This window comes from Microcoleus sp. S36b_A4, from assembly GCF_036700645.1.
Lineage (GTDB): Bacteria > Cyanobacteriota > Cyanobacteriia > Cyanobacteriales > Microcoleaceae > Microcoleus.
In genome coordinates, this window is the sequence record NZ_JAUBPI010000002.1 from 83,400 (window position 1) to 107,735 (window position 24,336).

General features: G+C 46.0%; 19 protein-coding genes and 28 tRNA genes. 38 read left to right on the forward strand and 9 right to left on the reverse strand.

Annotated elements, in window-relative coordinates:
• The first annotated feature begins 21 nt into the window (after positions 1 to 21).
• Complete coding sequence (locus QUA03_RS01265; RefSeq protein WP_333209048.1) at positions 22 to 2,889, forward strand: type I restriction endonuclease subunit R; 2,868 nt, start codon at positions 22 to 24, stop codon at positions 2,887 to 2,889.
• 319 nt (positions 2,890 to 3,208) lie between these two features.
• On the forward strand, positions 3,209 to 3,439 hold the full coding sequence (locus QUA03_RS01270; protein WP_333209050.1) for a DUF2281 domain-containing protein: 231 nt from the start codon (positions 3,209 to 3,211) through the stop codon (positions 3,437 to 3,439).
• Positions 3,440 to 3,600: 161 nt separating this feature from the next.
• Here QUA03_RS01270 and QUA03_RS01275 read toward each other — a convergent pair whose 3' ends face one another.
• The 5 genes from QUA03_RS01275 to petM form a co-directional block, all read right to left on the reverse strand.
• Positions 3,601 to 3,942: an aspartyl protease family protein gene (locus QUA03_RS01275; RefSeq protein WP_333209154.1), complete on the reverse strand. Its 342-nt coding sequence runs from the start codon at positions 3,940 to 3,942 to the stop codon at positions 3,601 to 3,603.
• A gap of 43 nt (positions 3,943 to 3,985) precedes the next feature.
• On the reverse strand, positions 3,986 to 4,204 hold the full coding sequence (locus QUA03_RS01280) for a hypothetical protein (RefSeq protein ID WP_333209051.1): 219 nt from the start codon (positions 4,202 to 4,204) through the stop codon (positions 3,986 to 3,988).
• 191 nt (positions 4,205 to 4,395) lie between these two features.
• Positions 4,396 to 5,313: an NAD(+) kinase gene (locus QUA03_RS01285; protein ID WP_333209053.1), complete on the reverse strand. Its 918-nt coding sequence runs from the start codon at positions 5,311 to 5,313 to the stop codon at positions 4,396 to 4,398.
• Between the two features lies 1 nt (position 5,314).
• Positions 5,315 to 6,292 (reverse strand): NmrA family NAD(P)-binding protein, encoded by a 978-nt coding sequence (locus QUA03_RS01290; RefSeq protein ID WP_333209055.1) that lies wholly within the window; start codon positions 6,290 to 6,292, stop codon positions 5,315 to 5,317.
• A 197-nt stretch (positions 6,293 to 6,489) separates the two neighbouring features.
• On the reverse strand, positions 6,490 to 6,594 hold the full coding sequence (gene petM, locus QUA03_RS01295; RefSeq protein WP_172189541.1) for a cytochrome b6-f complex subunit PetM: 105 nt from the start codon (positions 6,592 to 6,594) through the stop codon (positions 6,490 to 6,492).
• Between the two features lie 70 nt (positions 6,595 to 6,664).
• Here petM and pdxA point away from each other — a divergent pair, with 70 nt between their 5' ends.
• Together pdxA and QUA03_RS01305 are read left to right on the forward strand one after the other, a co-directional pair.
• Complete coding sequence (gene pdxA / locus QUA03_RS01300) at positions 6,665 to 7,762, forward strand: 4-hydroxythreonine-4-phosphate dehydrogenase PdxA (protein ID WP_333209057.1); 1,098 nt, start codon at positions 6,665 to 6,667, stop codon at positions 7,760 to 7,762.
• Between the two features lie 120 nt (positions 7,763 to 7,882).
• On the forward strand, positions 7,883 to 11,494 hold the full coding sequence (locus QUA03_RS01305) for an OmpA family protein (protein ID WP_333209059.1): 3,612 nt from the start codon (positions 7,883 to 7,885) through the stop codon (positions 11,492 to 11,494).
• Positions 11,495 to 11,598: 104 nt separating this feature from the next.
• Here the strand turns inward: QUA03_RS01305 and QUA03_RS01310 are convergent, their stop codons facing one another.
• Entirely contained in the window at positions 11,599 to 12,423 is an 825-nt protein-coding gene (locus QUA03_RS01310; protein ID WP_333209060.1) for a biotin--[acetyl-CoA-carboxylase] ligase, read from the reverse strand.
• A 496-nt stretch (positions 12,424 to 12,919) separates the two neighbouring features.
• On the opposite strand from QUA03_RS01310, the gene QUA03_RS01315 reads away from it, so the two are divergent.
• The 18 genes from QUA03_RS01315 (at position 12,920) to QUA03_RS01400 (ending at position 14,961) form a co-directional block, all read left to right on the forward strand.
• Positions 12,920 to 12,993, forward strand: a tRNA-Asp gene (locus QUA03_RS01315).
• A 206-nt stretch (positions 12,994 to 13,199) separates the two neighbouring features.
• Positions 13,200 to 13,273: transfer RNA gene (locus tag QUA03_RS01320), tRNA-Cys, on the forward strand.
• Between the two features lie 102 nt (positions 13,274 to 13,375).
• A tRNA-Met gene (locus tag QUA03_RS01325) sits at positions 13,376 to 13,450 on the forward strand.
• A 3-nt stretch (positions 13,451 to 13,453) separates the two neighbouring features.
• Positions 13,454 to 13,528 (forward strand) — tRNA-Trp (locus tag QUA03_RS01330).
• Positions 13,529 to 13,534: 6 nt separating this feature from the next.
• Positions 13,535 to 13,609: transfer RNA gene (locus QUA03_RS01335), tRNA-Glu, on the forward strand.
• 5 nt (positions 13,610 to 13,614) lie between these two features.
• A tRNA-Lys gene (locus QUA03_RS01340) sits at positions 13,615 to 13,689 on the forward strand.
• 13 nt (positions 13,690 to 13,702) lie between these two features.
• Positions 13,703 to 13,784 (forward strand) — tRNA-Tyr (locus tag QUA03_RS01345).
• Positions 13,785 to 13,818: 34 nt separating this feature from the next.
• Positions 13,819 to 13,892 (forward strand) — tRNA-Tyr (locus tag QUA03_RS01350).
• Between the two features lie 4 nt (positions 13,893 to 13,896).
• A tRNA-Ser gene (locus tag QUA03_RS01355) sits at positions 13,897 to 13,983 on the forward strand.
• Between the two features lie 4 nt (positions 13,984 to 13,987).
• Positions 13,988 to 14,060, forward strand: a tRNA-Phe gene (locus QUA03_RS01360).
• Between the two features lie 6 nt (positions 14,061 to 14,066).
• Positions 14,067 to 14,141, forward strand: a tRNA-Asn gene (locus QUA03_RS01365).
• A 10-nt stretch (positions 14,142 to 14,151) separates the two neighbouring features.
• Positions 14,152 to 14,230 (forward strand) — tRNA-Gln (locus QUA03_RS01370).
• Positions 14,231 to 14,235: 5 nt separating this feature from the next.
• Positions 14,236 to 14,309: transfer RNA gene (locus tag QUA03_RS01375), tRNA-Gln, on the forward strand.
• Positions 14,310 to 14,338: 29 nt separating this feature from the next.
• Positions 14,339 to 14,415, forward strand: a tRNA-Leu gene (locus QUA03_RS01380).
• A 23-nt stretch (positions 14,416 to 14,438) separates the two neighbouring features.
• Positions 14,439 to 14,519: transfer RNA gene (locus QUA03_RS01385), tRNA-Leu, on the forward strand.
• A 4-nt stretch (positions 14,520 to 14,523) separates the two neighbouring features.
• Positions 14,524 to 14,596, forward strand: a tRNA-Pro gene (locus tag QUA03_RS01390).
• A 124-nt stretch (positions 14,597 to 14,720) separates the two neighbouring features.
• Positions 14,721 to 14,794: transfer RNA gene (locus QUA03_RS01395), tRNA-Leu, on the forward strand.
• 95 nt (positions 14,795 to 14,889) lie between these two features.
• Positions 14,890 to 14,961 (forward strand) — tRNA-Thr (locus QUA03_RS01400).
• A 20-nt stretch (positions 14,962 to 14,981) separates the two neighbouring features.
• Here QUA03_RS01400 and QUA03_RS01405 read toward each other — a convergent pair.
• Positions 14,982 to 15,587 carry a macro domain-containing protein gene (locus QUA03_RS01405; RefSeq protein ID WP_333209063.1) on the reverse strand — a complete coding sequence of 202 codons (606 nt, stop codon included), beginning with the start codon at positions 15,585 to 15,587 and terminating at the stop codon, positions 14,982 to 14,984.
• Positions 15,588 to 15,690: 103 nt separating this feature from the next.
• On the opposite strand from QUA03_RS01405, the gene QUA03_RS01410 reads away from it, so the two are divergent.
• The 9 genes from QUA03_RS01410 to QUA03_RS01450 all read left to right on the forward strand — a co-directional run bounded on the left by QUA03_RS01410 (position 15,691) and on the right by QUA03_RS01450 (position 17,314).
• Complete coding sequence (locus QUA03_RS01410) at positions 15,691 to 16,134, forward strand: retroviral-like aspartic protease family protein (protein WP_333101624.1); 444 nt, start codon at positions 15,691 to 15,693, stop codon at positions 16,132 to 16,134.
• Positions 16,135 to 16,178: 44 nt separating this feature from the next.
• Positions 16,179 to 16,249 (forward strand) — tRNA-Gly (locus QUA03_RS01415).
• A 59-nt stretch (positions 16,250 to 16,308) separates the two neighbouring features.
• Positions 16,309 to 16,380: transfer RNA gene (locus QUA03_RS01420), tRNA-Gly, on the forward strand.
• 82 nt (positions 16,381 to 16,462) lie between these two features.
• A tRNA-Arg gene (locus tag QUA03_RS01425) sits at positions 16,463 to 16,535 on the forward strand.
• Between the two features lie 335 nt (positions 16,536 to 16,870).
• Positions 16,871 to 16,944, forward strand: a tRNA-Arg gene (locus QUA03_RS01430).
• Between the two features lie 7 nt (positions 16,945 to 16,951).
• A tRNA-Ala gene (locus tag QUA03_RS01435) sits at positions 16,952 to 17,028 on the forward strand.
• A 47-nt stretch (positions 17,029 to 17,075) separates the two neighbouring features.
• A tRNA-Ala gene (locus QUA03_RS01440) sits at positions 17,076 to 17,148 on the forward strand.
• A gap of 5 nt (positions 17,149 to 17,153) precedes the next feature.
• Positions 17,154 to 17,227: transfer RNA gene (locus QUA03_RS01445), tRNA-His, on the forward strand.
• 4 nt (positions 17,228 to 17,231) lie between these two features.
• Positions 17,232 to 17,314, forward strand: a tRNA-Ser gene (locus tag QUA03_RS01450).
• 545 nt (positions 17,315 to 17,859) lie between these two features.
• Here QUA03_RS01450 and QUA03_RS01455 read toward each other — a convergent pair.
• Positions 17,860 to 18,090, reverse strand: a complete 231-nt coding sequence (locus QUA03_RS01455) for a hypothetical protein (RefSeq protein ID WP_333209065.1) — start codon at positions 18,088 to 18,090, stop codon at positions 17,860 to 17,862.
• A 77-nt stretch (positions 18,091 to 18,167) separates the two neighbouring features.
• Complete coding sequence (locus tag QUA03_RS01460; protein WP_333033738.1) at positions 18,168 to 18,332, reverse strand: ribbon-helix-helix domain-containing protein; 165 nt, start codon at positions 18,330 to 18,332, stop codon at positions 18,168 to 18,170.
• Positions 18,333 to 18,569: 237 nt separating this feature from the next.
• On the opposite strand from QUA03_RS01460, the gene QUA03_RS01465 reads away from it, so the two are divergent.
• The 7 genes from QUA03_RS01465 to QUA03_RS01495 all read left to right on the forward strand — a co-directional run bounded on the left by QUA03_RS01465 (position 18,570) and on the right by QUA03_RS01495 (position 24,278).
• Positions 18,570 to 19,142 (forward strand): dihydrofolate reductase family protein, encoded by a 573-nt coding sequence (locus QUA03_RS01465; protein ID WP_333209066.1) that lies wholly within the window; start codon positions 18,570 to 18,572, stop codon positions 19,140 to 19,142.
• A gap of 197 nt (positions 19,143 to 19,339) precedes the next feature.
• Positions 19,340 to 19,413, forward strand: a tRNA-Lys gene (locus tag QUA03_RS01470).
• A gap of 227 nt (positions 19,414 to 19,640) precedes the next feature.
• Positions 19,641 to 20,603: a GNAT family N-acetyltransferase gene (locus tag QUA03_RS01475; protein ID WP_333209068.1), complete on the forward strand. Its 963-nt coding sequence runs from the start codon at positions 19,641 to 19,643 to the stop codon at positions 20,601 to 20,603.
• Positions 20,604 to 21,354: 751 nt separating this feature from the next.
• The gene (locus QUA03_RS01480; protein ID WP_333209070.1) at positions 21,355 to 21,555 is read left to right on the forward strand and encodes a hypothetical protein; all 201 of its coding nucleotides are present in this window, start codon (positions 21,355 to 21,357) and stop codon (positions 21,553 to 21,555) included.
• Positions 21,556 to 21,938: 383 nt separating this feature from the next.
• Positions 21,939 to 22,011: transfer RNA gene (locus QUA03_RS01485), tRNA-Lys, on the forward strand.
• A 130-nt stretch (positions 22,012 to 22,141) separates the two neighbouring features.
• Complete coding sequence (locus QUA03_RS01490) at positions 22,142 to 22,627, forward strand: hypothetical protein (protein WP_333209072.1); 486 nt, start codon at positions 22,142 to 22,144, stop codon at positions 22,625 to 22,627.
• Between the two features lie 211 nt (positions 22,628 to 22,838).
• Positions 22,839 to 24,278 carry a hypothetical protein gene (locus QUA03_RS01495; protein ID WP_333209074.1) on the forward strand — a complete coding sequence of 480 codons (1,440 nt, stop codon included), beginning with the start codon at positions 22,839 to 22,841 and terminating at the stop codon, positions 24,276 to 24,278.
• Positions 24,279 to 24,336: the final 58 nt, after the last annotated feature.

Here is a 24,336-nt window from a genome sequence, read left to right on the forward strand (position 1 = left end):
CCATTCCCCATTCCCTAAACCATGACTCAATCAGAACAAGAACTCGAACAAAACTTGATCGATCGCCTGACGGGACTCGGCTACGAACCTGTCACCATCCGCAACGCCGCCGACTTCACCGCCAACCTCAAAACCCAACTCGAAAAACATAACAATACCCAACTCAGCCCCGAAGAATTTAAACGAGTCCTCAACCACCTCGACAAAGGCAACGTCTTCGATCGCGCCGAACGCCTCCGCGACAAAATGCAACTCATCCGCGATGATGGTACACCCCTTTATTTAGAATTTTTAAACACCGAACACTGGTGTCAAAATCAATACCAAGTCACCCACCAGATCGCCCAACAAGGCAAATACAAAAACCGCTACGACGTAACTTTATTAATCAACGGACTCCCCCTCGTCCAAATCGAACTCAAACGCCGAGGACTCGAACTAAAAGAAGCATTCAACCAAATCAACCGCTACCAACGCCACTCCTACGGTGCAGACTTTGGGCTATTTCAATACGTGCAAATTTTTGTCATCTCCAACGGAGTCAACACCCGCTACTACGCCAACAACCGCAAACAAGAATACAAACAAACCTTCTACTGGGCAGATGCGGAAAATAACCTAATCACCCCACTCGAAGATTTTGCAACCGCCTTTCTGGAGAAATGCCACCTCTCCAAAATGATCTGCAAATACATCGTCCTGCACCAATCCGACAAAGTGCTAATGGTGCTGCGACCCTACCAATATTACGCTGTCGAAGCCATCATTGAGCGCGTCAAAGACACCGACAAAAACGGCTACATCTGGCACACCACAGGATCAGGCAAAACCCTCACCAGCTTCAAAGCCGCCCAAATCCTCACCGCACTCCCCAAGGTCCATAAAGTGCTGTTTGTGGTCGATCGCGCCGACCTCGACTACCAAACCAGCAGGGAATTCAACTACTTTAGCCCCGACTGCGTAGATACAACCGACAACACCAAAGAACTTGTCAATCAGATGACAGGCGACAGCAATCTCATTGTCACCACCATCCAAAAACTCAATAACGCCATCAGAAACCCTCGCCATGAATCTGTCATGGAACCCCTGCGGAATCAGCGTATCGTCTTCATCTTCGACGAATGCCATCGTTCCCAATTTGGCGAAACCCACAAAAATATTGTCAAATTCTTCCCCAACGCCCAAATGTTTGGCTTCACTGGCACACCCATCTTCGCCGACAATGCCGCCAGTAACGCCTATGGCAAACGCACCACCAAAGACCTATTCCAAGAATGCCTGCATAGATATGTGATCACTAATGCGATCGCCGACGAAAACGTCCTTAAATTCTCCGTTGAATATTGGGGGAGAATTCGCCGCAAAGATGGCAGTTTAGAATTACAACCCCTATCCGATAAAACCTTTTTTGAAGACCCCAAGAGAATCGCAGGTGTCGTTGATTGGATAATCGCCAACCACGATCGCAAAACCCACAATAAAAAATTCTCCGCCATACTCTGCGTCAGTAATATTGATAGCTTACTGACCTATTACGAAACTTTTAAAAATAAGCAAAAACAGGGTTTACATGACTTGCGAGTCGTGACGATTTTCACCCCCAGCATTAACGAAGACGACGAAGAGGCAAATGGCTTAATCGGCGAACCCGATTTTGATTTAAAAACCAGCAACAGTTCCCACAGCCGCGACAAACTGGCCGAATTTATCAACGATTACAACGTCCTCTATCAAACCCAGCATTCGGTCAGAGACAGCAAAGCTTTCTACACCTACTACAAAGACATCTCCAAACGGATGAAAGACCGCGATCGGGAAAACGCTCAGGATCGCGATCGGGCCGATATTTTGTTAGTCGTCAATATGTTCCTCACGGGCTTCGATGTCAAAAAGCTCAATACCCTCTACGTTGATAAAAACCTCCAGTATCACGGACTCATTCAAGCCTATTCCCGCACCAACCGCATTTTGGGCGAACTCAAATCCCAAGGCAATATTGTCTGCTTCCGTAACCTCAAAGAGAACACCGACCAAGCCGTCGCCCTCTTCTCCGATGCCAACGCCAATGAAGAAATCTTTATCGAACCCTACGAACATTACATTGAAGCATTTAATCAAGGCGTGCAGGAATTGACGGCGATCGCCACTATCCCCAACGATGTCAATAAACTGATCAGCGAAGACGATCAAGTGGAATTTGTCAAAGCCTTTCGTAATCTCATCCGTCTATTAAACGTCACTAAATCCTTCACCGAGTTTAATTTTACTGACCTGAACATGGACGAACAGACCTTTGAAGATTATAAGAGCAAGTACCTCGACATTTACGACAGAACGCGATCGCGCAATGACGAAGAAGATAAGTCTCTCATTGAAGAAGTTGATTTTGAATTGGAATTGATTCAACGCGATGAAATCAATGTCTCCTACATTCTCAAACTCCTAGCAGAACTCCGACGAAACATCAAAACTAGCGAGGAAGACTATCAGAAGAAAAAAGAATCTATCCTCGACCTCGTTGGGCAAGAAGTCCAGTTACGCAGTAAACGCGATCTCATTGAAAAGTTCATTGATGAGCAGATGCCCACAATTAAGCCAGAAGATGCGATCGAAACCGCATTTCAGAGCTTCTGGAATCAGGAACGCACGGTCGCCGTGCGCCAACTCTGTCTCAAGGAGAATCTGAAGCTCGAAGCCGTCCACCAAATGATCGCCGACTACAAATTCTCAGGCAAGGAACCATTACGCGAGACAGTTCTGAATGCCTGTAACGAAAAACCCAAACTATTAGAGCGCAAAAAAATCTTCGATCGCGTCGTGTTGCAATTACTCGACCTTATCAACAAGTTCGATGATGCTCTTGGCGCATTTGAAGAGGAACAATAAAACAACCCTCAAAGCAGGCGATCGCCAAATTAGTGGCGATCTTCATACGTGGTCTAACAAGTCGATAAAGCGGACGGGCAAGAGATTCTAGTGGGGATGCCGAGATTATCTGCCACCGCTTATCTTAGCCGTTATCTCGCAAACGCTGCCTGACTTTGGAGATGATTCGGAAGCTCGATCGAGAGCTTGACCTACAGAAAATTGGTAGAATCAATAGATACGCTTCGATCGCGCACCCATGCAACAAGCTAGTAGATCCCAAAAAAAGATGTTTGTGTAAATCGTTAAAATAGTACCAAAAACAATTAAGGAGAAACCCATGTTAACCCTAGAAATGGCAATCCAAAAAATCAAACATTTTTCCCCCGAACAACGCAATAAAGTTATTGAATTTATCGAATTTCTAGAATTTCAAGCCAGCCAAACTCAAACGATAGAACAAAAAAAAGATGACTCCAATCAAGAACAATCCTTTTTTGAGCTAGCTGGAATCTGGGAAGAAAAAAATATCACTCTAGACGACATTCGCAAAGACGCCTGGGGCAAATAAAACCAATGATTTTGTGTGACACCAATATTCTCATCGAATTCTATAAAAACAATCACTGATTGGGAGCGTTATCTCGTAAACGCAGCCTGACTTTGGAGATGGTTCGGAAGCTCGATCGAGAGTTAAGCTAAATAAAACTCCGAGTTCTGCATCGATGCTTATTAGAAGCGAATAATTTCGATCGTGCCTCGCGATCGCACAAAACAAACATCAAATTCTCGAAAGAAGTTGGTTTGCCCGAGAATTAATGGAACCTGAGAGGCTTGTGCCCAAGCAAATGCTAGGCGAACGGGTTCCAGATTCCCAATTTGAACATCTACAAATACACCCCGCGCCTCAACCGTTGCCAGATTTCCAGCCAATGGCAAGCGGACAGTTTGTTCCTCCCAAATTGCACCCAATTGCAGACCAATGTCATAAGGTAATAGATTGACCGCAGACCCAGTATCTAGCAGTGCATTCGCCGAGACAGAAAAGCCTGCATGAATCAGAGTGATGGGAATCGTGGGTAATGCTTCATCGTCAGAAAAGGGAAACTCGATCTAACTAGGCATGAGTAGATGCCTCTCGATCGTCCTGAATCATCTGCATCATAATGTTTGCAGCTTCCGTTGCATCGTAGGGCGACCAAACTGGATACTCTGATGCAGAAAAGATGACTTGTAATTCAGCGTCTGGGATTTGCACTGCTAGGAGTTTGAAGAGTGATAATTTGTCTGACTGGCTCAGATTGTTCACCAAAGGAATTAACTCAGCGAGAGACATGGTTTAAACTCCCAGAAGTACGAGAATACATCTATCATAAACGCTGCCTGAGTTTGGAGATGGTTCGGAATCTCGATCGAGAATTAAGGATTCCTTACGAGATTCCGATCAAACTTTATCCTGCCCAAAAACAAAGAAAAAGCCGCCCTAAAAGGACGGGACTTTAGCCCTCCGCTCATTACCAACAAATATCAAGGCAACTCAACCGAACTCGGTTTAGCAATGTGAGGCAAGCCCCAGCCCAATTTTTCCCGCAAAATGTGGAAAAACTCAAAAGATTGCACCCGAATAAAGCGGGCTGGGTACTGAGCTCGCTCGACTTGCACCCAATCCTCCGGCAGAACATAACATCCGCCGTTCCCGTCTACCACCATTACCAGGCGGTTTGGACTCGCCGGCAAAATCTTGATCGGCTCAGTGTTGGAAAACACCAAAGCCCGCGAAGCCATTGAATGCGGGCAAATAGGCAGCAACTGCAGCACCGGCACTCCGGGAATGATGACAGGGCCACCGGCAGAAAGGGCGTAAGCTGTCGAACCTGTGGGAGTCGCGATGATGACTCCATCTGCGGCAATGTCAATAGAGGCGTGCTGGCCGATCGCCACTTCAAAATGACACATACAAGTCAGCGGTTCCCGGTGCAGCACCATTTCATTGAGACAAAGGGCTTCCCAGAGGCAGTCGTTTTCTCGAAACAACCGCACCGCCAGCATTGATCTTTCTTCTATTTCGTATTCTCCAGCGATTACCTTTTCCAAAGCTTGCGGCAGCAAGTTCAGGTAAGTTTCTGTTAAAAAGCCCATGTGACCGGTATTGACAGTCAGCAGCGGCACTCCAATCGGAGCGACTTGGCGAAATGCCGACAGCACCGTACCGTCGCCGCCCAAAACCACTGCAAACTCCATGTCGCTGTCAAAACCGGGGGGGACGAGTTGTTCGATCTGAGTGTGGCACAGGGGGCGATCGGGGCTAGAATAGCCCAGAATTCCTCCGGAACCAGAAACCGAGCAAACCTCCCAGCCGCGGGCAGTCAGCTTGTCTTCCAACTCTGCGGCGATGCGACAAGCCACAGGTTTAACGTCGTTGTATATAATCCCTGCTTTCGGCACTTTAAAATGTAAAGGGCATTTTTTGTTTACTCCGTTTTTTAGTCTTAAGCTGCTCGTACTCTATTTCCTTGAGCTTCTTCATAATCAGATTAAAGTATTCTTCGAGATAAGACTCCAAAGTAGTAGTTTCTTTGGGGTCGATTCCGAAGACACTGTAAACATCATCCATCGGAGCTTTCAAGGGTTTTCCGGCTGCCAAAACTTCTGAAAAAGCCAATCTGTCAGCTACGTTCCAACTCCACTGAAAGAAGGTAGCTAATTTACGAGTAGCCTTCAACAAGGCGTCTGGGGTGCGCGTAATTTTGGCTTGCTTCCCTGACAGCCGTTCGCACAACCGCACGATTTCGTCAGCATCCCAAGCGCGATTTCCCACCACCGGAAAGCTTTTTTTCTCGGTTTCAGGAACCGAAAGAGCCCGGACGGCAAATTTAGCAACGTCCTGAGTGTTCATGTAGGCAAGGGCGGATGGCTTGTTGGGCAGCCAGACTGCCTGATTGTCCAAAATCGGCATTGCATACAGGCTCACCAGTCCTTGCAAAAAGCCGCAAGGTCTCAAGATTGTGTAGTCTAAACCGGATTCTGCTAAAAACAGTTCGGTACAACGCTTGATTTCCAACAACGGGACTTGGGGATATTTCTCGGCGTCGAGAAAGGAAAAGAATATGTAACGCTTGATGCCTGCTGCTGCTGCTGCTTGGATCAGCGATACTTTTCCGTCCCAGTCTACTCTTTTGATGCTGACAGAATCTGCTGCACTGGCTGTTGCTGCATCGATAATAGCACTGACGCCTTCTAGGGCCGGAGGCAGACTGTCTGGCTGGCAAAGGTTTCCCGGTACGAGTTCAGCGCCCCATTCTTTCAAAAATGCAGCTTTTCTGTAACTTCTGACTAAACAGCGCACCTGGTAGCCCTCGTCTAGGGCGCGGCGGGCTATTTGGCGGCCGAGAGTGCCGGTGGCACCTAAAATCAATAAAGTCATCTAGGGATTAATTATGAATCTTAAACTTTCTATAAGATGGTATCAGGTTTTTGTTAAGTTTGTTATAAAAACTTAACAAAAACCTGATAATTTCTCATTTTAGGCTTGAGATATTCGCCAGCAGGCTTGCTTTCGGCAGCAAGTAGACTCTAGAAGGCAGAAGGTAGAAGGCTTCTGAAGGATTGGTTGAAAAAAACTTATTCTTCGCCGCCTTGCAATTTGAGCAGGAGGAAGCCTCCACCTATACCCACGAAAATTAGGGAAAAGGACAAAAAGGCTGCATTGAAAATTTCAGGATTCATGATTTGATAAGTCTAATTGGGCGATCGCATTAAATAAAGATAATATAATTTGGGGCAACCCGGTACATGAATGCTAAAATTTCAGTGCCGCAATTCCTGTATTTTGTTGGAGAAAACTGCCTTGAGTCTCGATCGGGAATCAAAACTAGCTGTAACTCTGGGAGATCCGGCGGGAATTGGCCCGGAAGTGATTCTCAAGGCATTGGCAGATCCCGCTGCTGCTTTGATGGTGACGGTTTTCGGATCTAAGAGAGTTTTGCAGCAAACTTACGATAAGTTGCGATCGAGCAATCCCGCAGCAGAAGCGGTAAATCCCGAAACATTAAATATTATTGATATCGAACCAGACAGCAAGTGGGGCGAAATAGTACCCGGTGTCGGGAGTGCAGCTAGCGGGGCGGCTAGCTTTGCTTATATGGAAAGTGCGATCGCCCGTACCATCGCCGGCGAATTCTCGGCCATCGTCACAGGCCCGATTTCCAAAACTTGCTGGCAGGCGGCAGGTTACAATTATCCCGGACAAACAGAACTCCTCGCAGAAAGAGCGAAATCGCAGCGATTCGGAATGCTGTTTGCCGCCACATCTCCACACAGCGGTTGGACGCTCGTAACTTTACTCGCTACCACACATATTTCCCTCCGTCAAGTACCCGATGCTTTGAGTCCAGAATTACTGAGTGAAAAACTAGAATTACTGATAGACTGTTTGCGGGAAGATTTTGGGCTGGAAAGACCGAAAATTGCGATTTCTGGCTTAAATCCTCACAGCGGCGAAAATGGCAAACTGGGAAATGAAGAGCAAGACTGGATGATACCTTGGTTGGAAACGCAGCGCGATCGCTTTCCTCAAGTGCAGTTAGACGGGCCAGTCCCCCCGGATACCCTGTGGGTAAAACCGGCTAAAGTTTGGTACGGTTTAGCCAAGGAAGCTCACGACGGTTACTTGGCAATGTACCACGACCAGGGGTTGATTCCAGTAAAATTGATGGCTTTCGATAAAGCAGTCAACACTACAATTGGCTTGCCTTTTGTCCGCACATCTCCGGATCACGGCACAGCTTTTGATATTGTAGGTCAAGGGATTGCGGATGCCTCCAGCATGAAGGCAGCATTGCAGTTGGCGGCTCAGTTGGCTAGTCGCAGAGCAGCAGTTAAAATAGGGCGATAGCTTTAGTACGCCTGACGCTTGGAACAATTGTGTCATTCCTATTGATTTTCGCTGGGGTGAGGCGGCAAGCAAGCTGGTAATTTCCTTCGGTCGATTAAAATCAACTTTTGGTAGCGCAGTATGGCAGCATCTAATGATAATTCAGGCAAAATATATCAGTCAGAAAAAGAGGTTTCTGATGCAACTCTGGCAAGTTCTAAAGCTGGAGAGCAACTTCAGGAATTGCTAACCATACTGACTGAATTTCAGTTGTTAAAGAAATCAAAAAAAGAACCAAGCGAGCTGAAGTTACCGCTTTCGGAAAAGTCTGTGCAGCGGTTGGAGGATGAGGAAAATCGGCGCAAACAATTGTCTTTTCGGATCGAATCACCGAGTATTGTACCGGAAGTATTAACTAACGAGGAAGAGATCCCACATCAAAGACGAGAAAACAATAATGAGGAACCCGATTTATCTATAGCGGGGAAAGTAGCTAAAAAAACTCGACCGTCGGAAGAAGAATTAGAACAAGCAGTAGAGCAGTTTAAGCAGTTGCAACAACTACTGTTTGAAAGGGATTTACCGGAATTTTACAGTAATGTTTTGAGCGTGGAACAAAGGTTAGAAAATTTTGAGAAATTGATGTCTCAACCCGAAGAATTGATGATTTTGCTGAAACCGTTAATTCCTGAATTAGTGAGAGAAGAATTAGAGGAGTTGAAGTCGGAATTAAAAAAGGCGATCGACCTCGCGAGCAATAATAAAATTAATCGCATCGAGTTGGAGGCAAAATTAGCAGATTGGGAAAATCAAATTGCTAACTTGAACCAGCAGCCACTGCCGAATACAGAACACTTAATCCAACGGCTGATGCCAGTGGTGGGCGATCTGCTCAACCGTAAGGTAGAGGAGTCTAAGTTAGAGGTAGCTTCGGCGATCGCACCGAGAGTCAATCAAGTAATTCACAATCAAAACGGACTTGAAGAACAGGTAGTAAGAATTGAAGATAGAGTTGCAAATATTCAGCAGCGTTACCAGCAGCAACCGGAAGATTTAATCAAGCAGCTAGTACCAGTAGTTAGCGATTTACTGAACCGCAAAATTAGTGAATTAAAATTAGAGGTTGTAGAAGCTGTCGCCCCCTCAGTGCAGGTAAGAATAGCTTGGGTAGAAATAGAAGAAAAAGTATTGAGCATCATCGAGCGGCGGCTGGCTACGCAACAGTCGCCAATTCAGAAGCCAGAAGAGATAATGGCGATGCTAATGCCGGCAATAACTGATTTGCTGAATCAGAAAATCGATGAATCAAAATTACAAGTAGCAGCGACGATCCAACCTTTGATAGAATCAGCAATTCTTCAAAGAGAAGTTCAAGGAAAATTGAGCGACGTAGAAAGTAGACTAAATAATCTTCAACGACAGCAAAAAACTCAGCCGGAAGATATAATGGCAAGGCTAATGCCGTTAATGATTGAGTCGCTGAACCGGAAAATCGAGGAGACAAAGTTAGAGGTGAGAGAGGCGATCGCGCCTGGTGTCAATACGGCTATTCAAAACAGCGGTATTGCAGCACAAATATTAAATAATGAAACTAAGATTCTCGAAGTTCAGCAGCAAGTTTTAGCCGAGATAGAAGGGTTGATGGCAAGAATAATGCCAGTGATTGTAGAAATGCTGTCTCGAAACATCGGGGAAGCCCAGCTAGAGATAGAATCTGCGATCGCCCCGGCTGTCGATGCCATCATTCAGAATAAAAGGATCGATCAAAGACTCGCGAAGATCGAACAACAGATTGTGGCGATCGAACACCGGATTTATGAATCGACAGACTTGTTTACCGATTTACTGAAACCTTTGATTGACGAGCTGATGGTTAGCCATCACGCTCAACTACAAAAGTCGGTGATCGAATCTATTTTACCATTGTTAGATGAAGTTGTAAGTTATAATTACAGACTCAACGATAAAGTAGGGGAACTCGATCGCAAAATTACTGATGCTGAATGGGGAGGCGATCGGGAAGAATTAATCGCCCGAATTAAAATCATGTTTCCCGAAATGATGCTCCAAACAATTAATGAGTCGAGAAAATCATTTGTCGAAACCATAAGTCCGATAATTGATGAAATAATTAATACGAAAACCCGAGAAAATAGACAATCGATGGGAGTAGCCATATCGTCGGCCCTTCCTGTGGGAATCAGCCACAGAATGAGTGAATCGCCCGATGAAATTGCCATGGCGATCGCGCCGGAAATGGCTGCCGCTATCAAACAGCAAATTCATCTCAAGCGAGAAGCAATGTCGGATGCACTTTATCCGATCATCGGCAGCACGATTTTAAAATACATCGCCGAGAGGATGCGGGAGATTAATGAAAAACTCGAAGCATCTTTAAGTCCAGAGGGAATTAGTCGCAAAATTAAAGCCAAATTACAGGGCATTTCTGAAGCAGAATTGCTGATGAAAGAAACAACACCACTGAGTGTTAAAGCGGTTTTTTTAATTCAAACGCAATCGGGCTTAGTAATTTCAGCAGTGCAGAAGTCTGAACGCGAACAGCTAGAATCAGAGATGGTAGCAGGGATGCTGACTGCTATTCGGGCTTTTGTTAACGATTGCATATCTCAGTCGGGAAATATTGCAGAGATTGATGCTATCGAATACGGGACATCTAAGATAGTATTGGAAGTAGCGGGTTCGTGTTATCTGGCCGTAGTTATGCAAGGAGAAACCCGCCAGTGGTTTAAGTATAAAATGCGATCGATATTCAACAATATTGTTCAAGAATACGGGGATCGAATCCAGTCATTCAACGGCGATCCAGCGACTGTGCCACCCGAAGTAAACTCGAAATTGCAAAAATTAATCGATACAGAGGTAAAAGTTAAATCTCGTAAACGTCCAATTTTACCCATGATCGGTTTGGCAGCGTTAGGTTTAATTGGCGTACCTTGGGGAATTCATCAATACCGCAGCAGAGTTGCAGCGAGCTTAGAAGCAGATACAAATTTAGCATTACAATCTGCTCCCGATTTATCAGTTTATCGCCTCGTGGCTGATGTTAAAGATAGAGTATTGGAGATTTCGGGACGAGTGCCGAATCAAAATCTGCGATCGAAAGCGGAAAAAATCGCTCAGCAAGCGGCTCCCCAATCAAGAATTGAAAATAAAATTATAGCCGTTGAAGTACCGCCAGATCCGGTTTTAGTCGAAGCCGATGTCAAGCGGACAGCAGCTCTTTTGAATAAAGTAGAAAGCATTAATATCTCAGCTCGCTATGCAGAGGGAAAAGTCGCCGTTGCAGGCAGCGTAAGCAAAGTACCAGATGCTCAGAAAATAACTCAAGCTTTTGAGAAAATTCCGGGGGTGAAGTCTGTAACAAATACAGTGATAATAGGAACTCCACCGCCACCCAAGATAATAATGCCAGTTCGCGTATATTTCGGTGCAGGTTCGGCAAGTTTGCAGGCGAAAGATGTAGCAGAAAAGCTTAGCAAAGTCAAGGAATATATGGAGAAAAATCGCACGAAGAATTTAAGGGTAGTTGGCTACAGCGATTTTAAAAGCACTCCGGTAGAAACTCAAAAGTTGGCACTGGAAAGGGCGACAAATGTGAAAAATATTTTGGTTAGACAAGGGATAAATGGCAACAGAATACAAGTTGCTTCTACCAAGGGTCGTCCCGAAGGTGTGGAGGCCAATCAACCGCTGTGGCTGAGCAGATTGGTAGTATTTGAGGTGATAAATTAGAAATAGGGAATGGGGAATTGGGAATTGGGAATTGGTAATTGAGAATGGGGAATTGTTGACTGTTGACTACTGACTAATGACTACTGACTAATGACTTCTTCCTCTTAAATTAATCGAACTCGCCCAGAGGTAAAGGCTTGTATTCGATCGCCCGCCAAGCATATTAGCAAGCGGCCGCTTCCATCAATGCCGGCGGCTTCTCCGCAGATGGTTTCGGAGGAAAGTTCGATCGCCACCGGGCAGCCAATCAACGCATCGCGGCGGCGCAATTCCGGCAAAAGTAGCGCTAAACCGGACTTGGAGGCTGGCTTGTCTGTGGTAGAAAACATATCGGCTAGTTCGAGTAAATAGTGCCGCAGTCGATCGAGCAAACACAGTTCATCTGGTACTGTACTAGCAATAGAATGCAAGCTTACCGCATTGCCGAGATCCCTTTCATCCAATCCCGCAGCCGCGAAATCTACGCAGCGGTTGAGCCCAATTCCGACAACCGCGCGAGTTGTGCCCAAAGCATTGCCCGAAGTGGCTTCGCAGAGAATTCCGGCTAATTTGTGGCGATCGATCCAGACATCGTTTGGCCATTTCAGGCGCAGCATATCACGACAGTCAGGAACTAAATCTTCGATCGCGTAAATCACCGCTAAACCCGCTGCTAAACTGAGTCCCGGCAACAGAGTAGGGTTGAGGTTTTCGAGTACAAAACTAACAGTCAAGACACCGCTTGGGGCGTGCCAGGTGCGCCCGTGTTGGCCGCGCCCGCTGGTTTGTCGCTTCGTAAATACTGCATCTCCGTGGTGGAGCCCGGCCGCGCGGGCGATCGCCCAACTGTTGGTACTCGGACAGGTATCTAACGAGTGTAGCCAGTGATGGACGTTTGGGCGATCGGGTTCTGGGGATGCGGGCACGGGAGTTAAGGGCAATTCCGACAAGGTTTGATTTGTAGTATTTGATATCTAAAAGCTGATTATCGCATTTTCCAGAAGTGCCACCTCGGGCGACGGCGAGAATTCTGCGAAATTGGAGTGTAGTACAGTTTCAGCATCAGATTTACCTTACGCTACAACATCAGTTGAGCCGCAATATCTCTTTATTTATAAGGGTTTTGGCGAACGTAGAGGGTTGGGGGGAGCGATCAACACCCCTTTAAAAAACCCAATTTAAAAAAAAGTTGTATTACCCCCTTGACAGTCTTGTATTACGCAATGTAGTATAAATGTATGGCGAAGGGGAAAGAGCTTCAAAGCCTTGCCCCTCAAGCAATATGAACCTTGAAAACTGAATAGGAAGTTAATCATGTCACATAATTGTGGACATCGGCGGTGTAGACTCCGGCAACAATAGCCCGATCGGGTTGTAGTACGCGGAATCAACCGCCACCCTGTCCCAACTTGAGTAATTCAAGGACAGAAAATTGTTCATTTTCGCGGGGGTATAGCTCAATCGGTCAGAGCAGTCGCCTGTCGAGCGAAAGGTTGCGAGTTCAAGTCTCGTTACTCCCGTCAGTCGATTTTAGATTTTAGATTTTAGATTTTAGATTTACTCCACAGGAGAAGAATCTGGGAATTGGAACTTTGGTCTAAAATCCACACATCCTGTCGGAAAGCAAGTATCCGTTTTTCGGCGGGTCAAAGTCCCGTAGGCAAAAGTCAAGCCGTCTTCCCCTCTGGCGTGAAGATTGCGAGTGCAAACCTCGTCGGGACTCCCAGGTTAGGTGGCTGAGTGGCTCAAAGCGTCGGTCTGCAAAACCGATTTTCGCGGGTTCAAATCCCGCCCTAACCTCTGTTCCCTATCAGAAATTAAAAATTAGAAATTAAAAGATTAAACTAACAGTCTTTTAATTGAAATTTTTAACTTTGAAAAGGAACGAAGCGAAAGTGACATTGCAGCGTAGCTTAATAGTAAAGCGCCAAGTTCATACCTTGGTCAATGCGGGTGCAAATCCCGCCGCTGCCACCAAAAGCAGGGATGGTGTAACTGGCAACACTCTGGTCTCCAAAACCAGAATTCTGAGTTCAAATCTCAGTTCCTGTGCCAATTTATAGTGCTGTAGGCAAATGGTTTAAGCCGCTTGGTTTTCACCCAAGTGATTTGCGGGTTCAACTCCCGTCAGCACTTCTCGTGGGTCGTTGGCAGAATGGTTTTGCAGCCGCCTTTTAAGCGGATGGATCGAGGTTCAATTCCTCGACGACCTACCAAAATTTCTATCTTGGGTCGGCCCTCCTATTGGTGTGGGTAGCTGTCTGTAAAACAGTAGCTTAAAGCGTTGCTGGTTCAATTCCAGCCCGACCCATTTGTAACTGTATTTAATATGCAGTTGCAATCTTGAGAGCGTGGTGTAGCCGGATAACATCTCAGTGAATAAAACTGAAGATTGAGGGTTCAAATCCCTTCGTTCTCGCTGTGGAGAGGTGGCCGAGTGGCTTAAGGCGCTTTCCTGCTAAGAAAGAGCGGTTTAACAGCCGTCGAGGGTTCAAATCCCTCCTTCTCCGTTTTCCCCCGATAGCTCAGTTGGTAGAGCGCTTGTCTGAAGAACAAGAGGTCGTCAGTTCGATACTGACTTGGGGGATTGCATTGCCTTATAGCTCAATGGTAGAGCAAGCGGTTGTTAACCGCTAGGTTGTAGGTTCGAGTCCTACTGGGGCAGCCATTTTTTTAATTGCCGGGTAGACAAATTGGTAAAGTCGCCTATCTCTGAAATAGGAGTTTCTGTAGGTTCAAAGCCTACCCCGGCACCCAATAATTGGGAAGTCGCCTAATCGGTATGGCACCGCTCTTTGAAAGCGGCAAAATGCAGGTTCGATCCCTGCCTTCCCAGTTCTGCTATTACCAAAGCAGATAAATTACACTCCTGTAGCCCAATTGGCAGAGGCCGCAATTTCAAAAATTGTGTTGTGTGAGTTCAAATCTCACCAGGAGTACCAAATTTTTAACTAAGTTTCTACTTGCTCCTGTGGCGGAATTGGCAGACGCGGCAGACTTAAAATCTGTTTTATTTTGAGTGTGAGTTCGAGTCTCACTAGGAGCATGAGCGGGATGTAATTCAGCGGCCAGAAGCTATGCTTTGGGAGCATGGAGTCGTTGGTTCAAATCCAACCATCCCGACTTTACCCCTGTGATGTAATTGGAAAACATCACTCGCTCAGAACGAGTGTTTTTTGCAGGTTCGAGGCCTGTCAGGGGTATGAGGTTTTATTCAATCTCAAATCTCAAATCTCAAATCGGTTTTGCCCCTGTAGCCCAATTGGGAGAGGCGCTAGATTTAGGATCTAGTCAGTGCTGGTTCGATGCCAGTCAGGGGTATTTGGTGACATTGCGGGTGAAGTAGCCTGGGTAGGCTTGGAGGTCTCATAAGCCTCTTAATAGCAGGTTCAACTCCTGCCCCCGCCACCAAAAATGCAGGTGTGATGTAATTGGCAACATGAGGCTCTTGTAAAGCTTTCTTGCAGGTTCAACTCCTGTCACCTGCTTGGGAAAATACGATCGCTATTTAGCCAGAATTGCGATCGCCACCTTCCCAAATTTGCAGTTGTCGTTCTGCGGCAACAAAACAGTTTACATACGGCGTGGGATAAACAAAATAGTCGTAAGCCAGCGCCATTTGCCGCGCGGCTTCGCGATAAGGAACTCTGCCTATCCCCGTTCCTAAACCCGGACAAACGACACTCTCAATTTTACGTTCTGCGTGTCGATTGTAGCGCCGAATTGTTAATAGCATTGCCCACATTGCCACATACGGAACGTCTGTACCCACAACAGACATAGGTACGCGCATGGTGGGAGTATGAGCGAGAAAAGGATGTTTGGGATGGTGAGTTTCGATGATGAATGACGTGCCAACTGGTTGTTCGCCTAAATAGTCTTCCAAGATATGCTGCTGAACCCTAACCATCAGAGAATGACCGAAAAAACTAACGATAGCTGCGTCGATACCGCCATCCATCATGCCAAATGAATTAGCGGGACTCACCAAACAGTCATACTCGGTTAAATCCTCGAAACATTTGTTGGTAATTTCGAGATTGGGTAAGTAGAAAAAATGTTCTTGGAATGCCGCGAATAGTTCGGGATTTGGTGCTGTAAGTATAAGTTTCATGTGTTTTATCTCCGAACGCTAGTTTAGCAAATAGCTAAGGACGATCGTACTCATTTTTCCAAAAACTTGTCATAATTGAGGTTGAGTAGTTCAAGGTTAAACTATGCTAGCAACTGACAACACCTCAATGGGAAAAATTATTACCACACTCACCGTGACTAACCGCGCCGATCAAAATGTCGCAGCCAGAGGATTTATGCCTTCCGACCAAATCCGTTCAGTCACTCTAAATAATGTGCTAGTTGATACAGGTGCAACAACATTGTGTTTGCCTGCAAGTATCATTGCACAACTCGGTTTAGAATTGCTCAAAGAAGTGGATGTAGAGACTGCTAATGGCATTGGTAAAGCCAGAATTTTTCAGGATGCTAAAATTTCTTTAGTAGGACGCGAAGGCACGTTTGAGTGTTTGGAATTGCCCGGAGGTATGAATCCTTTATTAGGCGTGATTCCTCTCGAAGCCCTGGGAATTGAATTAGATTTAAAAAATCAGCGATTAGTAACTTTACCCATCAGTCCAACGCAAACTTACTTGACAATTTTGTAAAGGCTGTATGTTGAGGTTAAAGAGATACAATCGCTAAACTAATTGCGGATATGGTGTAACGGTAGCATTCGAGTCTTCCAAACTCTAGGCACGAGTTCGAGCCTCGTTATCCGCTTGGCTAAACGAGAGGTTTTTTCAATCCAAAATCTCAAATTTCCAATCTAAAATCGGTTTGCGGATGTCATGTAGCGGCTAGCATCTGAGTATGCCATTCTCAGCGCATGGGTTCGAGTCCCATCATCCGCTTTTGTAGTCCTGAGCTTCGATGGTAGAGCGTTTGCCTTACAAGCAGACGCGGGGTAATCTCCTGTCAGGACTACTAATTTATGGGAGTGTAGCTCAATGGATAGAGCGCCGCGCTTCGGACGCGGATGTTGTGGGTTCAAGTCCTGCCACTCTCGTTGTTTTTGCTTTAATTTAAGGAGGTTGATTCCATTGAATGGATAATTTTTTCTAGTAAGAGCGATCGCCCTTTGCGTGTCCCTATCTTTGGAGCCTACATACTTTAGTACGAGAGGAAAGGTAACGCTGTCAAATTCAGCGGGCGTTTGAGAACGAGGAGTGCATTGAACCCGGCAGGTTGGCTTAAAGGTAGCCATCCTTTAAAGAGTGTGTAATAACTCATCGGCCCAGTCCCTCTAGTAACTGAGAAAACGCAATGCTCTGATAACTTGCACGTCAAAGTGCGTGAAGCGCAGCTATCCCGTAGGGAATCGTACAAATCAACAAAAAATACGGGAGTGTAACTCAAGTGGATAGAGTGTCGAGCTTCTACCTCGAATGTTGTGGGTTCGAGTCCTACCGCTCCTGCTGTCTGGGGTTCGTAGCTTAATTGGTAAAGCATCTAACTGGCTGTTAGAAAGATATCGGTTCAAATCCGATCGCAATCCACCACACCAATTTTAGATTTTAGATTTACTCGACAGGTGAATCTTTTACCCGGGGTCATAGCTCAATTGGTAGAGCGCTTGCTTTGCACGCAAGAGGTTAGGAGTTCGATTCTCCTTGATTCCACTGCGGTGTCTGAAGCCAAAGCGGTCGCGGCGCTGGTTTGTGGAACCAGTAATAGCGGGTTCAATCCCCGTCAGACACCCCTTGGAAGATGCCGCTAAATGGTTGGCAACCAGTCTTGAAAACTGGGGTACAGGTAACTGTAAGGGTTCGATTCCTTCATCTTCCTTTTAACCACCGGAAGTCGAAAAGCGAGACACCGTGCTGATAACGCGGGGATAGGAGGGGCAGTACCTCCTCGGTGGATTTCTTATGATTTTATATATAAATAAGGGAGAATTATGGTTAATTATTTTCACGAGATTTACTATCATACAGCGAGCAAAATTATGGGGAGGTCACCTAAGTGGAATGGCACCGTAAAAACTTTGGAAAAGCGGCTCCCAAAAGGACGATCGGGTTTGTTGAGTAGGGTAAAAAGTTGCTTCGCGACGTTCCCTGAAAACGCAAACTGGCAGCGGGTTGCGGAGGCACTGAAAGGAATTAACAGTCCGAGATGGGGGCAGTTCCCGTCTGCTTGCGGGCAGTAAGGAAGCGCGTTTCCTGAAAGTTGCTGTCGATCGATGCGGGTTCGAGTCCCGTCCTCTCCATTCAAGGTTCAAGTCCAAATCGAAGAGTTTCAACCCGTGCCCTAACAGTTAAAGCATACATACTCGGCTGTTAACCGACCAAAACCAATGCTTTACGCACTTGCACGGGTTGAACCTCAGAACCTCAGTTGTTCTTGAGGTCTAAATCGCGATCGTAGCTGCCGATTGGCCGCAGTCTGGTCATCAACTGCTTCAGCAAGAAGCCATTGCTGTTCCAAGCGGTATAAGGAGTAGCCCCTTGTCCTTTCAGGCACAAGGTTTGTCGGGCTTTGTTGTGGCAGATATTTGCCAGCAGGCTGACGACTGACACTAAGCCGAGTTCATCGACAAGGGCTTCGAGTTCTTCTTGATTCACAAGCACACCTCCAGGGCTGACTATTCCTGGGTTGTACCATATAGTACCTTTCAAGGGTACTTACAGTATGCTATTAGTTACTTACTTTCAGTTTCCTCCACGAGGTTGTATTCCTTGATAGCCGCCATGACTAGCAGAGTGGACATAGGAACTCCTGTCTGCTGGGAGATGTTTCTCAGTTTTTCGTGCAAACGCTTGGGAACTGTGACTTTGATCACAGCAGTCTCTTCTTTGTCAGCCATTTCAAGCAGTCATGTTTAGTTGACATCAGCTTATCCTCTTTCCGAGTACCGATCGCGCTTTGCTCTGATCGTCTGTAGGGATGCGGGCGCAGCGCGATAAAATGGCTGCTGCTGCGAAACTGTGCGCTAACAAATAAAAAGGTCGATCGCAAATCTCTAACCAAGGGAGCGATTGGATATATTAGTTACATTCAGAAACAAGCAGTAACCAAACAACTTAATAAAATAAGGTGAAACATGAGAAAACTAAAATATTACGTTGCTTGCACCGTTGACGGGTTTATTGCTCGCGAAGATGGCTCATTTGATTGTTTTCCCATGGAAGGAGAGCATTTCGCTGATTTGTTCGATTCCTTTCCTGAAACTTTTCCGGCTCACTTTCAGGAAGCACGAGGCATTCGTGCAGAAAACAAGCAGTTTGATGCGGTTTTGATGGGACGGAAAACCTATGAGGTAGGGCTAAATGTTGGTGTAACTAATCCTTATCCCAGCTTGAAGCAGTATGTATTTTCGCGCACTATGGAAGCCAGTCCTGATGAGAATATTCAACTTGTTGCGGACAATCCTGTTGCATTTGTTAGGGAATTGAAAAAAGAAACAGCTAAAGACATCTGGCTGTGCGGTGGTGGGGCTTTAGCGGCAACTCTTTTTTCTGAGATTGACGAGATGATTGTGAAGTTGAATCCGGTAGTAATTGGAGCGGGAATTCCTCTTTTTTCCGGTGCAATCGAGCCGACCAATTTGGAAGTTGCCGATCGCAAAATCTACAGCAACGGTTTCATGTTGCTTCATTATCGAGTGAAGCATTAGCGATAAGGACTTTATTAGTTGCAATTACTGCGGGCGAAAAAAGACTGAAGTCCTTACTACAAAATGATCTTCTAGGAATTACACAAAAATTGTATGCGGTATTTTCTCTATTTCAATGTTGAGTCAGACCGATCGCCACAAATTTTTACAAAAAAAGTTGATTTTTCAGAACGGTTGTGTTATAATAGCTTAGATGCGGGAGTATAGCTCAGTTGGTTAGAGCAGGTGACTCTTAATCTCAAGGTCGAAGGTTCAAGTCCTTCTACTCCCATCCCCAATAACCTACTATTCACAAGGCTTTGAGACTTTAAACTGTCTCTAGTATGTCGCTTTTAGCCCATTTTTCGCTCACGATAGCAGCCAAGGGCGGTAGCGGTTGGATTACAGTGAGTGTTTGCGTTTTCGGATTTTTAAGGTCAATCGACCCGCCCGATCGATAAAAGTGCGATCGCCCAAGCTATTTTTAAACTGAATAACAACAGGAAATGGTGATTAGCTATGATGGCAAGTCTCTCGGCGCGCTGCTATGGGGGCGATCGCGATTTAGATGCGATCGCACATTTAATCAATACTTGCGAAGAAGTTGATCGGCTCGATGAAGGTACTTCCATCTCGGAATTAGAACAAGAATTTAACCAACCGTCCCTAGACAAAGCCCGCGATATCCGCCTTTGGGAAGATGCGGAAGGAAAATTAATCGGTTTTGCTCAGTTGTCGGTTTCTGAACCGGGGGAAGTAATTGACGGTTGGCTGTGGTTTCGCGTCCACCCCGACGCGCGATCCGGCGATGTGGAAGCAGCCGCGATCGCCTGGGGTGAAGTGCGGATGCGCGAGGTGTCTGCGATGCGGAGCGCGCCCGTGAAGCTGCGATCTTGGGCTCGCGCTGAGGATTGCGATCGCATTTCTGTGCTCGCAAGTTGCGGTTTCAGGGCCGATCGCTATTTTTTCCGCATGGCGCGATCGCTCTGTGAACCAATCCCAGAACCGCAATTTCCCGAAGGTTTCTTGCTGCGTCAAGTCTCCTGCGAACAGGATGCGGAAGCTTGGGTAGAAATGTTCAACCAGTCGTTTATCGACCACTGGAACCACCACGATTTTACAGTAGAGAAATCCAATTACTATTCAACTCTACCCAATTATAGAAACGATCTAGATTCGATCGCTGTTGCAGCAGACGGCACTTTTGCCGCTTTTTGCTACTGCGAAATTAACCCCGATGAAAACGATCGCACCGGCAGAAACGAAGGCTGGATTGGTGTTCTCGGTACGCGGCGCGGCTTCCGCAAAATTGGATTGGGACGAGCAATGTTGCTGGCTGGTTTGCATCGACTCAAAGCTGCCGGTGTCGAGACGGCTATTCTCGGCGTCGATGCTGAAAATTCCTGCGGTGCGCTGCGGCTTTACGAATCAGTAGGCTTTCACAATATTCGCAAGAGCATTTCTTATGTTAAGGATATTTAATTGATAGGGACTTACTCACATCTTGCACCATTCTCACGAACAGGCAAGATGCCTGTTCCACAAGAAAATTTACTCTTTGTGGAACAGGCATCTTGCCTATTCATAAAAAGCTTATTGAGAATGGTGCAATATCTCAGGACTTACGCACTCCGACCCAAGAAACCCGGTTTTTTACCGGATATGCGGGTAGCAACCAAATATTTTCGTGAAAAAACCCGGTTTCTCGCCACTCGTGTAAGTTTTATCTAAAAAACTTTTGCTACCCCCTTGACACCTGTGTAGTATGTATGTAGTATATAAGTATGGAAAGCGCAGGACAAGCAAAAACCTGTATTTTTCGTGCAAATTCTGAACGTTGACAACTAAATATTGCTCAAAATTTCAACGAACATCAATTTGAAAGTCTTGTAATATAGACTCGATGGTCATGTTGTTACTTTATACGAGACTGTTCGGTTACAAACTGACTCGAACAGAGTCAGATATTGTACGAAATCAGTCTAATTTCGACGAATTTCATGCGGATTCAGAACAGACAATTTCAGCCAGATTTAAATCAAGCAAAAAGGCTGAGGAAATCCGTAAAATCAAACAAGCTTATCATTGAGAACGGCGCTTCTTTCAGTAAAGATTATCAGATTTCGTGAATCTTTACCGATACTGGCAATTTGCTAAGTCTCACAAAAAGCCAAAGTCGAGAGCAGATAAGCTACTAATCCCAAATCCAAAATTGCTCTAGGAGGTATCGGTGATGGTTCACATTCGTTTTGAAGGACGTTCCTACGATCTGGCAGAAGACCAACTGGGTATCGCGGCAGGCATGAGCGACAAGGCTATTAAGGAACGTCTAGCAAATCATTTTGATGTCAAAGGCGATCGCTTCGAGTCTTACGTTCTGGATCGCCGTCCCAGCGGCGATTTAATTGTCCGCCCAGAAGCCGTTTACGGCTAGAAATTCATTTAAAGCACGTATTAGGCAGCGCACCCTAACAAAAGAAGCTTACAAACTGGATACGTTCGACTTAAAATCGAATTGTAGGTTCAATTCCTACGAGACTGTTGGCGAATCAATAAAGGGCTTCACCTCTCACCCCTAAAAATAGTGGTTCTAGACTAAATTTCAAATTGACCATATAGCCATTAACTACCAATAGTGAACGGAAATACTGCCTCCCAGAGGTGATGGGTAACACCCCCTGCGAATTCGCCAACAGTCTCTTCCTACTTGCCGTGAGGCTAAAGCTTCTCTGACTTGTGCGCTGCCTCTTATAGCTGAATTTGTTATATCTATCCGGCGCTTAAAAGTTCCACTTGGCGCCCCAACAAAGGAAGCTTACATACTAGCTCATTGGTAGAGCAATTCCCTCTTAAGGGACTGGTCGCGGGTTCAACTCCTGCGTATGTGCCAACGGCTTTCTTGACTTGCGCGAAGTGACCTTTTAGGCGCTATAAACTCTTGTTGTTAATTCAGGATAATAATTAAGTAATCCTGTTTGTATTGAAGACTTCCGTCCTCAAAAATAAATTGGGTATTAGCCATGAGAAAAAAACTGGCAATTTACCGATCGCCCAAGGAGATAGACAGTCTGATTCATGCCTTCCAAGAAGGCAACCTGTCGCGAAGTCAATGGACCCACGAAGCACATTTAACTGTTGCCCTGTGGTATCTGTGTTATGACTCGGAGCAAGAAGTGATAAATGCGATTCGCAATGGCATTAAAAGTTACAACTCGGCTCAAGGAATTGAAACCACAAAAAACAGTGGGTATCACGAAACGCTAACGCTGTTTTGGGTACGAATTATTCGCCGATATCTCGCCGATGAAAGCCAAAATCGCTCGATCGTATATCTGGCTAATGGTTTGATTGCCAAATATGCCGATTCCCTACGGGATAGCTCCGCTTCACGCAATTTACCATTTCGCTACTACACGCGCGATCGGCTGATGTCTTGGGAAGCCCGAAATAGCTGGGTTGAACCAGACTTGAGAGCGATCGAATTAGAAAGAGTTTCCCTGAAATAGTTAATTTAAAATCGCAGTTTTTGCCGCGCCCCAATCGCGAGAGCTTACATACAGACCCTATTAGGTTTAGCCATAGGTTTACTAAAAAAAAGCTCCCCAAACTTGCGCGGTGATTTTTAAATTTCACTTGCTAGCGTGCAACAACTGCCAACCACCGATTTTGAATACTTCTAAAATCCAAAATCCAAAATCGAATAGGAAGGTAACACCAATGAATATGAATACAGCAGAGCGCGATTTGCGTTTGGAAATGTTCAACAGTCTCCTCACAACTCCGCACCGTCAATTAGAAAAAGTAGCAGAAATTCACAAGTTAATTATCGAATTAGACCCAATATTTTACGGTCATTTAGCAGTGTGGTATCAACGTCACGGCGACGTGCGCGATCACAAGGAAGTTTTTGCTGGAAATTTGCTGACTTCGGCGCTGACGGAACACCGAGATGCCGGTTTTATGATGCTGCAAGAGTTCCCTCCCTACGAGGTTTCGCGGATTGTGGACTTTATGAAGCAGCACCAGAATAAGGTTCCCCGCAGCGCGCGCACTGCTGTCACTCGCTATCTGAAATCGCGGGAAAAGAATGCACAGTTTTTCGATCGCGCCGCCATCCGCAACCGCAAGGCGATGAAGCATTTGTACGCAACGCTGCACGTCAAGCCGAGCGATCGCGCTAATGCTATCCTGTTTAAAGACAATCCGCCGGAAGACTCTCTGGCATTCGTTTTGAAGCAGTTAGCAAAGGCGGCGACACCTGCGGAACAGGCGAATTTGATTGTTGAGTACAAGATTCCGTATACGATCGCAGTTGGTGCGATCAGACAGCTAACGCCAACGGTTTTGGCCGCGCTGATTAATTCGATGTCGCCGCAGGAAGTCATCAACAATTTGAAATCGATTCAGTCGCGTGGCGCGATGGATCACGCCGAAGTTAAGCAGTTGATTGACTCGAAGCTGGATGAAGCGGCAAAGTGCGATCGGGTTTCTGCTTACAAAGCGAGTGTTGCGGGCGCGGGCGCGAACTTCGACGCAGCAACGGCGGCGAAGCTGGAAGCGGTGACAAACGAACAGGTGAAGAAGCGCGGCAAGATTGCGAAAGCAACCGGTTTGTTGATTGACAAGTCGGGTTCGATGGAAAGTGCGATCGAAGTCGGCAAGCGTCTCGCTGCTTTGATTTCCGGCATCTCCGACGCTGCTTTGTTCGTTTATGCCTTTGACACGATACCGTATCCAGTGCAAGCAAACGGCAGCGAATTGACAGACTGGGAAGCCGCTTTCAAACACATTCGCAGCGGCGGCGGCACAAGTTGCGGTTGCGCGGTGGAAGCAATGCGAATTAAAAAGCAGGTTGTCGAGCAATTCATTATCGTAACAGATGAAGGCGAAAATGCTGCACCTTATTTTGCAGATGCTTATCAGAATTACTGCCGCAGTTTGGGGGTAAATCCTGATGTTGTGATTGTGCGAGTTGGTTCTTGGTGCGAATATGTCCAGAAGCAATTGAAGGACAAAAAAGTATCGGTGGAAACCTTTACCTTTGCAGGTGATTATTACTCCTTGCCGAATTTAGTGCCGATGTTGAGTCGTCCTTCGCGACTGGAATTGTTGATGGAAATTATGGACACGTCGCTGCCTGTGAGGGATGACAAGTGATATAATTGAGCATGGCTCGTGAGTTAAGCTTGCGGCCAATGCTCACTTTATTTTTTCT

Coding starts and splice junctions, on each gene's coding strand:
- QUA03_RS01265 (WP_333209048.1), top strand. CDS start 22: ATGACTCAATCAGAACAAGAACTCGAACAAAACTTGATCGATCGCCTG.
- QUA03_RS01270 (WP_333209050.1), top strand. CDS start 3,209: ATGTTAACCCTAGAAATGGCAATCCAAAAAATCAAACATTTTTCCCCC.
- QUA03_RS01280 (WP_333209051.1), bottom strand. CDS start 4,204: ATGTCTCTCGCTGAGTTAATTCCTTTGGTGAACAATCTGAGCCAGTCA.
- QUA03_RS01290 (WP_333209055.1), bottom strand. CDS start 6,292: ATGACTTTATTGATTTTAGGTGCCACCGGCACTCTCGGCCGCCAAATA.
- petM (WP_172189541.1), bottom strand. CDS start 6,594: ATGAATCCTGAAATTTTCAATGCAGCCTTTTTGTCCTTTTCCCTAATT.
- pdxA (WP_333209057.1), top strand. CDS start 6,665: ATGCTAAAATTTCAGTGCCGCAATTCCTGTATTTTGTTGGAGAAAACT.
- QUA03_RS01305 (WP_333209059.1), top strand. CDS start 7,883: ATGGCAGCATCTAATGATAATTCAGGCAAAATATATCAGTCAGAAAAA.
- QUA03_RS01405 (WP_333209063.1), bottom strand. CDS start 15,587: ATGAAACTTATACTTACAGCACCAAATCCCGAACTATTCGCGGCATTC.
- QUA03_RS01410 (WP_333101624.1), top strand. CDS start 15,691: ATGCTAGCAACTGACAACACCTCAATGGGAAAAATTATTACCACACTC.
- QUA03_RS01460 (WP_333033738.1), bottom strand. CDS start 18,332: ATGGCTGACAAAGAAGAGACTGCTGTGATCAAAGTCACAGTTCCCAAG.
- QUA03_RS01465 (WP_333209066.1), top strand. CDS start 18,570: ATGAGAAAACTAAAATATTACGTTGCTTGCACCGTTGACGGGTTTATT.
- QUA03_RS01475 (WP_333209068.1), top strand. CDS start 19,641: ATGATGGCAAGTCTCTCGGCGCGCTGCTATGGGGGCGATCGCGATTTA.
- QUA03_RS01480 (WP_333209070.1), top strand. CDS start 21,355: ATGGTTCACATTCGTTTTGAAGGACGTTCCTACGATCTGGCAGAAGAC.
- QUA03_RS01490 (WP_333209072.1), top strand. CDS start 22,142: ATGAGAAAAAAACTGGCAATTTACCGATCGCCCAAGGAGATAGACAGT.
- QUA03_RS01495 (WP_333209074.1), top strand. CDS start 22,839: ATGAATATGAATACAGCAGAGCGCGATTTGCGTTTGGAAATGTTCAAC.